This window comes from Mesorhizobium sp. RCAM 06353, from assembly GCF_059683585.1.
Genome location: NZ_CM185031.1, coordinates 2690599 through 2704711, shown reverse-complemented (window position 1 = coordinate 2704711; position 14113 = coordinate 2690599). Strand labels below are relative to the sequence as shown.

Annotated in this window: 13 protein-coding genes, 1 pseudogene and 1 riboswitch; of the genes and pseudogenes, 5 read left to right on the top strand and 9 right to left on the bottom strand. The window is 61.0% G+C overall.

Annotation, left to right across the window (positions count from 1 at the left end):
• Nucleotides 1-20 precede the first annotated feature (20 nt).
• Both AC56QX_RS12745 and AC56QX_RS12740 read right to left on the bottom strand, forming a co-directional pair.
• Nucleotides 21-1094 (bottom strand): putative urea ABC transporter substrate-binding protein, encoded by a 1074-nt coding sequence (locus AC56QX_RS12745; RefSeq protein WP_497116326.1) that lies wholly within the window; start codon nucleotides 1092-1094, stop codon nucleotides 21-23.
• A 75-nt stretch (nucleotides 1095-1169) separates the two neighbouring features.
• Nucleotides 1170-1280: riboswitch (guanidine-I (ykkC/yxkD leader) on the bottom strand.
• A 49-nt stretch (nucleotides 1281-1329) separates the two neighbouring features.
• Complete coding sequence (locus AC56QX_RS12740; protein ID WP_497116324.1) at nucleotides 1330-1512, bottom strand: hypothetical protein; 183 nt, start codon at nucleotides 1510-1512, stop codon at nucleotides 1330-1332.
• A 150-nt stretch (nucleotides 1513-1662) separates the two neighbouring features.
• On the opposite strand from AC56QX_RS12740, the gene AC56QX_RS12735 reads away from it, so the two are divergent.
• On the top strand, nucleotides 1663-2121 hold the full coding sequence (locus AC56QX_RS12735; protein ID WP_497116323.1) for a tyrosinase family protein: 459 nt from the start codon (nucleotides 1663-1665) through the stop codon (nucleotides 2119-2121).
• A 1043-nt stretch (nucleotides 2122-3164) separates the two neighbouring features.
• Here the strand turns inward: AC56QX_RS12735 and AC56QX_RS12730 are convergent.
• From AC56QX_RS12730 to AC56QX_RS12710, 5 genes are all read right to left on the bottom strand, one after another.
• On the bottom strand, nucleotides 3165-3857 hold the full coding sequence (locus AC56QX_RS12730) for a hypothetical protein (protein ID WP_497116322.1): 693 nt from the start codon (nucleotides 3855-3857) through the stop codon (nucleotides 3165-3167).
• Between the two features lie 32 nt (nucleotides 3858-3889).
• Nucleotides 3890-5068 carry a gluzincin family metallopeptidase gene (locus AC56QX_RS12725; RefSeq protein ID WP_497116320.1) on the bottom strand — a complete coding sequence of 393 codons (1179 nt, stop codon included), beginning with the start codon at nucleotides 5066-5068 and terminating at the stop codon, nucleotides 3890-3892.
• A gap of 79 nt (nucleotides 5069-5147) precedes the next feature.
• Nucleotides 5148-5870 carry a TfuA-like protein gene (locus AC56QX_RS12720; RefSeq protein ID WP_497116318.1) on the bottom strand — a complete coding sequence of 241 codons (723 nt, stop codon included), beginning with the start codon at nucleotides 5868-5870 and terminating at the stop codon, nucleotides 5148-5150.
• 5 nt (nucleotides 5871-5875) lie between these two features.
• Nucleotides 5876-6973, bottom strand: a complete 1098-nt coding sequence (locus tag AC56QX_RS12715; RefSeq protein ID WP_497116316.1) for a YcaO-like family protein — start codon at nucleotides 6971-6973, stop codon at nucleotides 5876-5878.
• Between the two features lie 80 nt (nucleotides 6974-7053).
• On the bottom strand, nucleotides 7054-10215 hold the full coding sequence (locus tag AC56QX_RS12710; RefSeq protein WP_497116315.1) for an AAA family ATPase: 3162 nt from the start codon (nucleotides 10213-10215) through the stop codon (nucleotides 7054-7056).
• A 49-nt stretch (nucleotides 10216-10264) separates the two neighbouring features.
• Between AC56QX_RS12710 and AC56QX_RS12705 the strand changes: the two genes are divergently transcribed.
• Nucleotides 10265-10675, top strand: a complete 411-nt coding sequence (locus tag AC56QX_RS12705; RefSeq protein WP_497116313.1) for a hypothetical protein — start codon at nucleotides 10265-10267, stop codon at nucleotides 10673-10675.
• 110 nt (nucleotides 10676-10785) lie between these two features.
• Here AC56QX_RS12705 and AC56QX_RS12700 read toward each other — a convergent pair.
• Together AC56QX_RS12700 and AC56QX_RS12695 are read right to left on the bottom strand one after the other, a co-directional pair.
• Nucleotides 10786-10875, bottom strand: a pseudogene (locus AC56QX_RS12700) (DUF4189 domain-containing protein); the annotation flags it as partial.
• 59 nt (nucleotides 10876-10934) lie between these two features.
• Entirely contained in the window at nucleotides 10935-11780 is an 846-nt protein-coding gene (locus AC56QX_RS12695; RefSeq protein ID WP_497116311.1) for a LysR family transcriptional regulator, read from the bottom strand.
• A 169-nt stretch (nucleotides 11781-11949) separates the two neighbouring features.
• On the opposite strand from AC56QX_RS12695, the gene AC56QX_RS12690 reads away from it, so the two are divergent.
• The 3 genes from AC56QX_RS12690 to AC56QX_RS12680 are packed head-to-tail and all read left to right on the top strand — an operon-like array spanning nucleotide 11950 to nucleotide 14068.
• Complete coding sequence (locus tag AC56QX_RS12690; protein WP_497116310.1) at nucleotides 11950-13035, top strand: amidohydrolase family protein; 1086 nt, start codon at nucleotides 11950-11952, stop codon at nucleotides 13033-13035.
• Nucleotides 13035-13421, top strand: coding sequence for a Rieske (2Fe-2S) protein (locus AC56QX_RS12685; protein ID WP_051643696.1), 387 nt, complete (start codon nucleotides 13035-13037; stop codon nucleotides 13419-13421). The genes AC56QX_RS12690 and AC56QX_RS12685 overlap by 1 nt, the downstream gene beginning before the upstream one ends.
• A gap of 23 nt (nucleotides 13422-13444) precedes the next feature.
• Complete coding sequence (locus AC56QX_RS12680; RefSeq protein ID WP_497116308.1) at nucleotides 13445-14068, top strand: HD domain-containing protein; 624 nt, start codon at nucleotides 13445-13447, stop codon at nucleotides 14066-14068.
• The last annotated feature ends 45 nt before the right edge of the window (nucleotides 14069-14113 follow it).

Below are 14113 nucleotides of genomic sequence, written 5' to 3'. Positions count from 1 at the left end.
GCCGCCCGGTCAAGCGGTGCTTAGAGCGAGCCTTCGGCCGCGGCCTTCATGAAGGTCCCGGTAAAGCGCAGCTTGACGTTGCCGCTGTCGCCCAGGACCTTGCCGTCCGGCATTTCGATGCCAATGATGTCCGCGGACGGTGCCCCATTGCCCAGCAGCCCCTTGGCGAAGAGGAAGTTGCGAACGAGGTCCATCGTCTTCGGCAGGCTTGGCGAAACGGTGAAGGCGACGGCATCCGCCGGCTTGTCGAAGAGCTTGGTTGCCGCGAGCTGGCCCTCGAATCCCTTGAGATCGGTACCCGATGCGACGCCCATCGCTTCGCGGGCTGCCTTGCCCTCGTCCGTCTGCGCCGTCAGCAGGGCAGCCGTCTCATACCAAATGCCGGCCAGCGCCTTGCCGAAATTGGGATTGTCCGTCAGCACCTTGGTGTTGGCGGCCATCAGGTCGATGATCTCACCTGGAATCTGGGAGCTGTCGAAGACCTTCTTGGCGCTTGGATCTTCGAGAACGGTCGAAACCAGAGGATTCCAGGTGACGACCGCGGTGACATCGGCGGTCTTATAGGCGGCGACCATGTCGGCGTCGGAGGTGTTGACCACCTTCACATCTCGCTCAGTCGAGCCGATGCTTTCGAGCGCGCGGGTCAGCAGATAGTGCGACACCGAATATTCGACGAGGTTGACGTTCTGGCCCTTGATGTCCGCGAGAGTGCTCTTGTTCTTGAGGATGACGGCATCGTTGCCGTTCGAGAAGTCGCCGACGATGACAGCCGTCGTATCGACGCCGCCGGCAGCAGGAATGGAGAGACCGTCCATATTGGTAAGCGTCACTGCATCGAAGGCGCCCGCGGTGTATTGGTTCATCGACTCTACATAGTCGTTGAACTGCGTGACCTCGATCTTGATGCCATATTTGTCCGCCCATTTCTTGACGATGCCATGATCGGCAGCATAACCCCACGGCATCCAGCCGACATAGATCGACCAGGCAACCTTGAAGTCGGTCTTCGGTGCGGCCATGGCCATGGAAGTCACGCCAAACGCCAGCGAAGCGGCCAGGACGGCGGTCGAGAGCATTCTTGAAAACGTCTGCATGGAAATTCCCCTTTTTGCATCTCTCAAAAAGGGATCGGCATGGACCATCGCGCCGCCAATCCCTTGGCTAACGAGGTCTCCCGGGCTTTTGTCCCGCCGTGCACCCGGTGGGATGTCTCCCGCACCGGTGGCAGCTCTCGGACCAGCACGCTCAAAAAGAGCGCCGGAACCCTAGCCACCAACTCTAGTTTTGTTAAAGCAATGTCCGTGCCAACTGCTAACCGTATGTTTCGGATCAGAAAAAATTGGGCGGCAATTCCGAATGCTCAAAAAAGGGTGCGCACTGTGCAAAAGAATTGAGCATTGCGTCGCGCCGCTGCTCTGGAAAATCCGGCTGTGATTCTCTGAATGGCCACCAAAGAGCCGCAAGCTGCTCGAAGACTTCGACCGCATCCCAATGTCTCTCTTGGTCGCCCATCGGGGCGTCTGCCCGTGTCGTCTTGTTGCGGGGCCACGCACCATCGTTCGTCACACGTTGGCCACAGAAAGGACGCCAGGCTCCTCGTGTTCTTGGGCACAGCGCTCGTTGCAAGCGTCAGTCTCGCGCCCAACCGGAAGTTTCACTGGGATGGGGCAGCAGACCGAGGACGCAATCGAGCGTCGTCTTTTCATGGATCACGTCTTGTTCGGGGTAAAGAGGGCCGTCGCCAAGCCAAACATCTTGGCGCAATTCATCATGTCTAAGGACGGCACGGCAACTTCGCGCGATCTCTGTGAGAATGCTAATTCTGAGGCGGCATCGATTGCGTTGCCGTACTGGGACTGGACGAACAAAGCTTCTACAGCGGCAGTATTCGCCCCCGACCTGCTTGGCGGGAATGGTCGAGCTGCCGACAGCCAGGTCATGGACGGACCATTCGCCCATGCCGGCGGAAATTGGAACGTTGTCGTGAAAGACGACAAGACAGACCCCGATTTTCTGGCAATGCAGTTCGGAGCCGATAACAGCGCGCCAAAACCTCCCAGCAAAGCGGCTCAAAACGCCGTTATGGCTCTCGGCGTCTATGATGAAGCGCCATTGGTATGACGCAGCAGGAAGACAGCCGCACAGCGTAGCCGCGCTGATGTTTTGACTGCATCACTGCAATCTGGATCGCCTCTGGTCCTACTGGGAGCAGACGAAGGGCGTCAATGCTCCGTACGCTCCGGACTCTGGTGGCCCCGACGGCCAAAGTGGCGACAAGCCATTGATTTTCGCATTCTCGAATGGAACGCCGCCATGGCTTGGGGCGACGAAACCCCAGGACGTCTACCATTCGAGAGCGCAGCTTCAGGTTGGTTATGAAACCGATCTGGAGGAGACACTTGTACTCGCGGATCTGCGATCCGACAAAGTCATGTTGGCTGACATGCACATGCCAATGCCGGCCAAGGATATGTATCCACTACGGCGCGAGTTCCATGAAGCGTCGCCGTCGGCGATGAAGATGTTCCCACTCAGGAGCGAGTTCAAGAATATCAAATTGCCATAGCCCAACTTCGGGAATGCCTGGCGCGGCGCAGCGAAGATAGGCAGAGACGGGGCCGCTTCCTTCCTGTCCGGTTTCGGGCGGTAGCATTCGGAAAGCGGACACACTCGTTGACTGGCGCGACGGCTAAATGCCGTTTGCCGGACACGCCAAGGATGCTGAGGGCCTCTCGTATATCGATGTGATGAATCCTTTCGCGTTCGTGTCAATGATCTCGGCCGGCGGTGACAACGACAAGCATTGCGTTGCGCTCGGATACCGCTACTTCCCCCGGGAACTTGGCCTGTGTACAACCGTGAAGACATCAAAAATCACCGCCGTCGATTTCTTCGACGATCTTGGAGGTAGGGCCAAGGTGGGGAACTCCCGTCGCCAGTTATGTGGCCGAGCCGATGCGCCCGACGCCCGCCCTCTAGACCGACGACAGCCCCGAGACGAAGATACGGAAGGCCGTTACCCAACCCGCGGATGAGAGTCTGATCAACCGTCGTCTCTGAGTTCCACCCCCAGCCCGGTGCAGCCTCAGCCGATCCGACTGCATGGCAAACCTGCCAAGCAGGCGAGCGTTCTTCCCTTCAACCTTGACAGGGAACATGAGAGACTAGTCGTTCAGCCTTCCGCTGCGGTGGCCCATCGTCATCTTGGAAGCGTACATTGTTGGTGAGCGCTTCCCCGGCATGTTGGCGTCAAGAACGAGCTGTTCGATGAAGCCTTGGTTCATCTCCAACTCCACGCATTCGTCGAGCTTATCGACGAGCCAAACCGCGTAGCCTTCAGGTTCCTTGGCGTCAAATTCCGAATCGTCCGCCGGAATCTTGGGCTCCGGAAACGCCGGGATGATCATTATCTTGGGCTTTGGCAAATCGTAGGTATGTCCCTCATAGGCATAACCGACAATTATCCCGCACGATGTTTTCTGTTCTGGAGATGATCCGAGCATGAAGGTACTGCCTACCGTTGAAAGGACCGCAGTGCCAAAATTCTTCAGATCGATCTTGAAATGATAGGAGACTCTGATTGGTATTTTTGGAAATGGAATATTTCCATTTATTATATCTAGGCGGCCTTTGTTGTTATTATATTTCTTCAACACTTCAAGTGCGTTGACACGTTGCTCGTCGGTGATGGGTTCCCCAGGCGCGGTTTCGACATACATGCCGGTGTCCCCAAAGGGTGCTGGCGCACCGGGCACGCTGAGTCCAATTTCCGCCCCCAAGCCATAGAGCCTGACCTGTGTTGCGTTGTAAGCGCCTGATGGAAACGTTAATGTCGGTCGGTGATAGTCGTCGCTCATTTTCCTCGCTCCTTTTTGCTGCATCCTTCAGTTCACAAGATCTCCCGCCAGCTGAAGTTCTCATCGAATTTTTCCGCGAGCATCGGCGCGACGCGATCGCTGGCGTCCACCACCAACGCCGCGGCCTTTTCGAACGACAGGTTATCCGCATCGAGGCGTGGCCACGCCTGAGCAAGTGCGAGGGCCACTTCGTCCCTTGCTCTGATCAGCATGCTCTTGAACATGAAGGGCCGAGCGCGAAAGGCGCGGGACGTGAAATCCGAGATGCGCTGCATGTCGGACTGGTCGACATCCTTGATATCGATCCCCAGCAGCCGCTCGTCGGCCAACCCCTCGTGCACCAATGCCGCGTGGTAGACGTCGACGATCGTGTCGAACACAGCTCCCGTGAACGGCCGTGACCTGTCATGGATTTCCGCCGTCACCTCCGACATGCGGCGTGCGTTGCTGGCGAGGCGGATCTGCCGATCGCCAGTCAGTTCGGCAATCCGGTTCAATTCATTGAGAACAAGCAGGTTGCCATCGCAGTGCCGCAGCAGCCGGTCCATGCCGCTGTCGAAATTCAGGAAGGACAAGAGCGAAACCAGATCCGAGCTGGCTTCGTGGAATGGTCCGAAATCGCCTTGAGACAGGCCGCCGGCTGGTGTTCCGAACAGCGAAAACAAGATTGCGTGGCCGACCTCATGTGCGATCACATCGAAGTTGAGCGCATAGGGATAGTTGCGTCCGTCGATGCCGCGCTCTCGGCCGAGTTCCAGATAGCCATAGCCCGATTGCGCATTCTCCCAGTCGACGAAGGGGATGATTTCGAGCCGCTCGTACGTCTCGGCGAAATACCAGACAATCGGTTTGCCGAGATAGCTCTCCCAGATATCCAGCACGCGGCCGACCGAGGCGAAAGCGTGCGCAGAAAGGAACGGCCGCGATGTCAGGGAAAGCTGATCGAAATGGCCGTCAAAGCCAGCCTCTGCAGGCGGAAAGATTTCGCCGACAAACGGTGGCAGATAAGGGTAGTCGTAAGGCTCCTTGTCGAGGAGCGGATCGCGAACGTAGATGCGGTGATCTTCCGGGCCGGAGCGGATCAGATCGGGTGGAGTAGAAATCCATACTGTTTCGGGTGTTCCGTAACCCGAAAGGTGTGGGACCTGCGGGTAGACCAGGAACCGCGTACCCAGCACATCTTGCGCAACGACACGATCGACCGCGTCCAATTGCTTGGCCCCCTCTGACGTTACCACGCTATCACGGCGCTTACGTTGCGTAAATCGTGGGCCGCCAAGAGGTCAGGGCCTATAGCGCCAGCCCCGCATCATCCATATCCTTGGAGAAGGCCGAGGTCAGCTGTAATTCCGGCATGGGGTGTGCTTTTTCAAATGCTTGCTCCCGCAAAAGTTCGAGTGCCCGCAGGGCATCTTGCTTTTTTTGCTGGACGAAGGCCGCGCCGAGCTCCCTGCACAAATTCTCGACGTCGTCCTTGCCGTCGTGCGCATCCCGGACCATCCGTGCCAGGGTGCGCTCGCGAAAGTTGACGGCCTGTGCCGCACCCTCGAGCCTCGCCTGCTGTTCGGGTGAAATCACGCCGCGCCGGCAAGCAGCGCGAAGGGTCCGGCGCAGGTCAATCAGCGCATGCGTCAATTGAGCGAAATTCACCTCGGCCGGTCCATGCAATACCGCAACTGCGTCGTCGGGTGCAAAGGCGAAGCGGCGATACCATCGGTAGATAAGCCCGACGCCTTGCATATGGGGGAACAGCTCGGCTGCTCGAAGGGCACCCATGCTGGCCGCGCCGACGACATGAATGCCGCGGCTGAGGGCCCACAGGATTTCCTTGTGCCGAACCGCCGGCTCGGCCTGAAAACCGCCGTCTATGAGAAGGATCGCACTCGGGTCGAAATGCTGCACGGCCGAAACGATCGAGCCTTGCACGGCCGGGGGAAGGCATACCGCATCGACGACCTTCAACGCGTCGGAATGGGACACGGTAGGGCCGGTGAAGACGAGTTTCGGGCGCATAATCCCTACCCCTGCAAGAGCGGCTGCAAGGCAGGGATCACAATCCTGACAACCGACAGGGCGTCGAGCGGTTTCGTTCCCACCCGGATTAGGTGAACCGCATCGAACCCTCTCTCTTCGAGAATTGCCAAGAGGACCGACAGCCCGTCCGACGCCGTGTTGAACTTCTGCCCGGCGAGCGCGCGGAAATCCACGCTGCGCGGGCCATCGCGGAGGAGCCGGCGATGCGCTGCGATCATCTGCCGATCGGGGTATTTCGGATAGGACGCGCGCGTCAGGTCATCGCGCGCGCCCGAGATCGCCGCCAGACGAGCCTGGGCCGCTTCGTAGATGGCGTGCACCGCCGCGCCGGCGGGACTGAAACCGGCAGCCGAGCCATCAGCCGGATGATCCAAAAGGACCGTTTCCGTCGGTTCGTCTTCCAGCAGATGGCACCACACCACCGGTATGCCCAACGGCGACAAAGCTTGCCAAAGGCCGACCAGCACGTTCTTGGCCGCCAAAGTTTCCAGGAGATCGCGGAGCGACGGATCATCGATCGTCTCGGGATCGATGCGTTGACGGTGGAAAAACCCGTGGGTCCGGTATGCCGTGGCGATCGCGTCGCGTTCGATGCATTCAAGCATGCCATGAACGATGGCATCCGGCTCCTCGAAGCCTGCTGCCAAACCGCTCGTCGATGTCGCGAAAATGCCGTCATGGGGCAGCGACGGCAACACATAGGCGGTGTGCACGAGCTCGAACGGGACCAGGTCGCGGCTGCCGGTAAGAAGATTGTCTGCGGCTACCCACGCCGTCTCCCTACCGCGCCATCCGGGCGCGGTGCCCCCCTGGAGATGCCTTTCGAAACGATCTGGCGGGATGCCCAATTGATCGGCGCAGCCGACGACTGGTTCGAAATTCGCCACCTGCTCTGCAAAGAAGCTCTCGGCCGATTCCAGCATGGCCGATATCGCGGCTTGCGCCAGGGTGGCGCCCTTGCCTTGCGCGACTGCGTTGGAGAGCGAGAAAGGTCTTGTCACCTGCACGACCGGGATGCCGAGCTGGTCGAGCCCGGTAATGTCGGCGATCCGCGTGATGCCCAGGCCTTCGCGCATCTTCATCAGCCTCGCCAGCGCCTCGTCGGGCGGCGGACCAAGGCGTTTATATCGCTCCAGCATCGCGGATGCTCTTGCAGGGCCGGCTAGTGCCGAACGGCCGATTCGGGATTGACGATCAGCGCGGCGCCCGGCTCGAGAGCGGATTTCGCACGTTCGACCCGATCGCGATAGCGCGACGACAGTTCAGGCGACAGGCCTGATAATTGAAGGGTCTCGTATGTACTGACGAGGAAAGGCACGGCACTTTGCTCCGCGGCTATGGCGATGCTCTTTTCGAGGGCAGCGATTACGTCCGCCTCCGCATCACCCTGGAGAAGAAGTAGCTCCGCTCTTCGCCTGTAGAGCTCTGCCAGCCAGAAGCGGCTGCCGCCGGCCTCGCCCTGCGCCACAGCCGAGCCCAGCAGCGCGAGCGCCTCATCGACCTCGGCAGTTCGTGTCAAAAGCTCTGCCAGCATGCCGCAATACACCGGTTCGTCCTCAGGCGTCTGGAACTCGCCATGGAGGCCAAGGCCTTGCCGCATTTTTTCCCTGCCGCTCTCGACCTGGCCGGCGTTGCCGTCGCACCACCCTTCGAAGATTTGCGCTGCGGCGGCGAGAGCGGGCATATAATGGCGCTCTGTCAAGTGGCGCAGATCCGCTATCACGCTTCGTAGCCTCGAAAAATCGCGGCGATAGCAATGCAGCATCGCCTCGTTGAGATAGGCATGCGCGATGCTGCCGGCATGTCCGGTTTGCTGCGCCCAGCTCCTAGCTTCCGACATCGAATGGATCGCGCTTGCCGGCTTTCCGACGAACCAAAGCGACAAGGCGCGGTGGGCGAGCCCGCAGACCCTCGCGTCATGCCCGCCGAACAACGCAGCATTGGCTTTGCCCTGGCCGTGCTCATAGAGCGACAGTCCGGCATCGACGGCGGCTATGCAGCGGTCGTGGCGGCCAAGATTGAAGTCGATTGCCCACACGCAATGCCTGGCCTGGAGTTGCACTTCGGCATCCTCGACATCCCTGAGATCGCTGAGCACGACTTCAGCGCGCTCGCCGTCCATGACGGTATCCGTGAACCACCAGCCCCAGTAGATCGGGAACCACTTGGCCCGCTCGGCCACCGGCCGCCGCCGGGCTATCACCACGCCGTCCTCGTATAATTTGCGGGCGGGCGCCGAGTTCGGACCTTCGACAGCGGTCAGGATGGGACCGAGCACGATCATGGCCGATAGCCGCAGCGCGTCTCGCGTGTCGGCTGCCGCAACGCGCTCGCAGAGCGCCAATGCATGCTCGAGTATCTGCCTCGCTTCCGCCATTGCCGAGCGGGACGAGCTTTCCGTGCCTGCGATCACGAACTGAGCGATCGCGTCCTCCAGAAGGCCTGCGCGCTCGGCGTGCTCGGCGACCTCGGCGGTGCCCAGCCACCCGGCCAGGTTTCGGTTGCGGCTCACCGCGGCAAACAGGCGGCGATGCAAGGCCTGCCGTCTCTTGCGCAGCGTTGCGTTGTAGATCGTCTCCTGGATAAGCGCATGGCGCACGCCATAGGCCGGAACGCCGGAAGGCCGCACGCGGATCAGGAACCCGGCCTCGCTCAGTGAATCCAGCGCGTTTGCGATGATTTCGTCGTCGAGTTCCGGCAACAGCGCGCGCAGCAATTCCTGATTGAAACGATTGCCCGCGACGGCCGCGGCGCGCGCGACTTCGTGTGCCGGCCCCAGCATTTCGAGCCTGGCCTCGATCACGCTTTCAAACACCGAGGCATGACTGCGCGTCGCGGTCTGCGCCAGCCGATCCGTTGCCGAGGCCGCGTTCTCGGCCATCCACTGGCAGATTTCTTCGATGAACAGAGGGACGCCTCCGGTCACGCGTTCCACCACGTCGAGCAATTCCGGGGAAGTTGACGGCTTGCCTTGCGGCCACATGGCCGCGATCGCCATCCGCGTTTGCTCGCGGTTGAGCGGCTTTAGCGAGATATGCCTTGGATTCGATGCTGCCAGCCAGCTCCCGGATTCAGGGCGCGTGGTCGCGATGACAAGCGCCCGGAAGTGACGGGCCGACTGTGCAAGCTCAGCCAACAATTGTCTCGACGTCAGGTCGATCCAATGGATGTCCTCGACCACCAGGACGATCGGTCCGCTGGCGCACAGGGCTTCGAGCGAGTGGCGAACCGCCCAATTGGCTTTCGCGCGCATCGCCTCGGCGTCGATTTCCTTGAGCATCGGATCGGCTCCCGCAGCGCCGAGCAGGAACGAGAAGATGTCGATGATTTCGGGATCGCGGACGTCATGATCGCGGAATACTTCCGCCACAGCGGCAGCGCTCAGCTGTCCTTCGTTGCCGGCGAGATCGCCGCGTACGTTCTGTAGCAGCGGATGCAGCGCCGAGCGCAAGCCGCCGGGCGTGCACTGGAAGAGCAGCAGTTTCGCGCGCTGGTGACGCGTGCGCCGGCGCACTTCGTGAAGAATGCGCGACTTGCCGATCCCGGCCTCGCCCTCGATCACCACCACGCCGCCGTTTCCTGCAACGGCGCTGTCCCATGCTTCGGCGATCGTGGCGAGCTCGGCCTCGCGATCGACGAGCGGACTGCTCAGCCGCCCGAAGGCGAAGAAGCGGTCGACCTCGCGCTTGTGACTCAGCGCGCGCCAGACCAGCTCCGGCTCGGCAAACCCCTTGATCGCATGGGTGCCCCTAAAGCTGAACACATGCGACCGTCGCGCCAGGTTGCGCGTCGCGTCCGAGACCACCACCGTATCCGGCTGCGCGATGGCCTGGAGCCGCGTGGCCATCGCGAAGGCAGGGCCGGTGACATTGTCACGACCGGTGTCGGCGTCACCCTTCTGGATCAGGGTCATCGATGTCGCGATTCCGACCCGGACATGCAAATCGGCGCGGCCTTGGTTCGAACCGACGCGCCTGCAGGCGTCGATGATTTCGAGCCCGGCCCGGATCGCCAGCGATGCCGCATCCTTGGCGTCTATTTCGGCAGGAAACAAAGCAACGCCGCCATCGCCGACCTCGACCTGGACGGCACCCGAGCACGACGCGACCGCCTGCCTCGCCGCCCGCTGGAAGGCTGATATCAGTTCCTCGAACTCTTCAATGTCCAGGATGCCAAGAAGGTCGGTCGATCCGACCAGGTCGTAGCAGAGCGCGGTCAGGATCCGGCGCTCATGCCGGGCTTCGGACGCATTGTTGCCGTTGCCGTCCAGAAAACCTGTTGCCACCGACGCCGCCGGCAACGCGACCGGACTCTTCTCCGACATGCTGCGATTTCCTCACCGAGCACAGTGACGGCAATATTAGCAAAGTGCGATGCTGTTCACAAAACACTTGATCGGTGGGCAGGGCAGGAAAGAGCCGATGCTGGGATCATTATGGAGAGAAATGCTCACGGCGCAAACTCCCCGTGGCGTTGACACCAGCTTTGACCGCTTTTGGTGGGCGGTCGGGATGACTTCGATGACCGAGATGAGGCGCATTGCGGCCAAACTCGGCTTAGGCAGGGATCTGGCACCAAAGATTGCGCTTGGTCTCGGCGATGAACCCGCTGAGTTCGGCGCGTCGGGAGGTCATATTTCCACTGGATGGGCGATGGGCTGGTGCTTGGTGAAGCGCGGCAACAGTCCGGTTAACAGCACCAGCACCAGGATGATCGCGAGCTGGATGGTGATGACGGTGCCGAAGGCCTGCGCGATGCTCGTGGGCTCCAGCGCCAACGAGTGATCACCAGGCGCGCCGACATCTTACCGAACCTCACCGAATTGGTTCAGCGCCGCGCGCCCGAGAATACCGCGGAGCGACACCCGCATGCGCAGGCAGCCTTGGTCCACGCGTCATGTGCAGACCCACTGGCGGACCTTGCATTTGCCGCCTGCCGCCTCGCAGGCCTGCACAGCGAGGTCCTCGGCTTCCCGGCGGGTCTCCGGCCGAGCTCACGCCCCCCTCGAGCGACGTGCCGTCGATCTCTAACGCGGCGATTGAACTATGCCGTCATCTGCTTCAGCGCCTTGAGCAGGCGCAGATGCGTGTGGGAATGGTGGTGTCGGACATGCACGGCCGAATAGATCGGATGTGAGATCTTAGGCGCATCGGCAACCAGCTGCGCCACGCCCTCCTGGCGCAATTTCATTGCCACAGTTTCGGTGACGAACGCGGTGCCGCCCCGGCTTCGCAGGAGGTAGGCGACGGCGCCGCCATTTCCCGTCGACACCGGGACGTTTTCCAGTTCCGGCAGCATCTGCCTGTGGGCGCGATTGAAGAAGGCGGAATAGTTGGCGCGGATATAGTCCGCCGGCGTGACCGTGTCGAACGCGACACCGCGCGTCGACACCATGACGAAATTCTCTTCGGCGATCTGCTCGTAATGCATGTCGGGAAGATGCTGCGGCGAGTAGAGCACCGCCAGATCGAGGCTCCCGGTCGTCAGATCCAGGATCATCTGGTTCGAATAGTCGATCTCGACATAGATCGCCAGTTTGGGCAGCGTCGTCCGCACCCACTCCAGCCACCCCTCCAGCACGCGCTCATAGAGTTCGAACTGGATGCCGATGCGGATGAGCTGGTCGAACTTGCCGACCGACTGGATCTCGCGGCGGGCATCGAGCCATCTGAGCTTGACGGCACGCGCATGGTCCTCGAAGCGGATGCCGGCGACGGTCGGCTCGGTGCCGCTCTTGCCGCGGATGAACAGCTGCTTGTCGAGCAGCGTTTCCAGCGAACGGATGCGGCTCGAAACGGTCGACTGGGTGATGCCCAGCCGCTCCGCGGTGCGGTTGAAGTTGCGGGTCTCGATCAGGTCCAGGAACGTGTCGAGCAGTTCGATCTGCATCTTGGCCACCCAAAAAGCTTCGTAATGGCTACAGCTTTTTGACCAGGCCCGACAATGGCTAATCGGAATCTTCGATTAACATCACATGCCGGGTTGCGTTGCCGGATATCGCCTTCGGGCGCAGATTTGCGGCATCTTTCAAACATCCGCCACGGCAGGTCATCCATCCATGTTCATCGTCGACACCGACGTCCACAATTACTGGTCCAGTGCCGAGGTGCTGCTTCCCTATCTCGAACCCTATTGGCGCGACTTCCTGGTTCGCGGCGAAAAGCCAGGGCCGGCGGGAAGCTTTCCGCACGGCCACCGCCCATGGCTGCATCCCGAGGGGTTTTCGCGGCATGACGTCCGGCCGCGGACCGAGGAGGACAACTATCTGATCATGAAGGAGAAACACCTCGATCTCTACGACATCGACGTGGCAATCCTCACCGCCGACGAGCCGCTGGAAGCCTCGACGCTGGCCAACTACCACTACGCCAACGCGCTGGTGAAAGCCTATAACGACTACATGATCGACTGGTGGCTGCCGAAGGACCGGCGCTTCAAGGGATCGATCATCATTTCGCCGACCGATCCGCACGGCGCCGCGGCCGAGATCCGCCGTCTCGGCGCCCACAAGGATATCGTCCAGGTGCTGGCCAGCCACGGCTCGCAACGCCCTTACGGCGATCCGTTCTATCATCCGATCTTCGAGGCCTGCGCCGAAGTCGGGTTGCCCTTCGCCATCCATTTCGGCGGCCAGGGCGGCGTCAACCACAATGCCATCGCCAGCGGCCCGACGACCTATTACTGGGAAACGCATGCGCTGCTCAGCCAGCCGGCTATGACCCATGTCGTGAGCATGATTTCCAACGGCGTGTTCGAGAAATATCCCGACCTCTATTTCGTCGTCATCGAATGTGGCGTGTCGTGGGTGCCATCGCTGATGTGGCGGCTCGATGCCAACTTCAAGGCGCTGCGCAAGGAGACGCCATGGCTGAAAATGCTGCCGTCGGAATATTGCCGCCGCAACATCCGCTTCAGCACCCAGCCGCTCGAACAGCCGCAAAACGTCCGCCATCTCTGGGAAACGCTGGAGCACATGGATGGCCAGAACACGCTGCTTTTCGCCTCCGACTATCCGCACTGGGACTTTGACGCGCCGACCAACATCCGCATCCCGCCGGCCTGGCGCGACAAGGTGATGGGGCTGAATGCGCTGGAGGTCTACAAGCGCATTGAGGCGCCCGCGGCCAGCGCGAGGGTCGCGTGATGACGGCCACGGCAGCAGCCGCACCCGTGCGAGGCCGAACCTTTGCCTGCAAGGTCGACGAGGTCGCGATCGGGCAACCCAGGATCGTCGCTTTCGGCCGCATGAGCATCGGCATATTCCAGCTCGACGACGGCTATGCCGCCTTGCTCAACATTTGCCCGCACCGGGCAGGCCGGCTTTGCGAAGGGCCGGTATGCGGAACCACCAGACCGACCGACCGGGCGGAATTCGTCTATGAGCGCGCCGGCGAAATCGTTCGCTGTGCCTGGCACGGCTGGGAATTCGAGATCAGGTCAGGAAAATGCCTCGTCGATGACAGGCTCAAGGCGCGGACATTTCCGGTCGAGGTCGTCGGCGAAGACCTCTATCTCGAACTGGGCAGGTAGGCGGCGAACGGAAGGTGACGACAGTGGAAACCGTGAAATTCACCCAGATGAAGGATGGCGACCGCGAGGATTATGCTTTCCTGACCGACCATGAGATCGAATATGCCTCCGGCACGGCCGACCGGCTGCTGGCGGCCATGGTCGAACTCGACAAATCCCTGTCCGGCTACAAGGTGACCCGGCTTGGCCATTCGCTGCAGGCCGCGACGCGGGCCTGGAATGCCGGCGCCGACATCGACTGGGTGGTGTCGGCGCTGCTGCACGACATCGGCGACATCTACGCGCCTTACAACCACGATGAATACGCCGCCGCCATCATCCGGCCGTTCGTGCGCGAGCAATGTGCCTGGGTGGTCGAGAAACACGGCGACTTCCAGCTGCTCTATTATGGCGAGCATGTCGGCGCCAATCCGCACAAACGCGAGGCCTTCCGGGACAGCGCCTATTTCGACGATTGCGCTGAATTCTGCGAGAAATGGGACCAGTCCAGCTTCGACCCCGATTATCCAAACAGGCCGCTGGAATTCTTTGCGCCCCTGGTGAAAGAGGTGTTCGCGCGCAAGAGCTATGGTTCGGCAGTCATAAGAACCGGTGTGCGTGTTCCGATGTCAGACGACCATGTCGCGACAGCGCGATTGGCAATGTAGGACACATTGGCGGTTGTCTTGCCCGGCACCGAAGTCCGACCAATG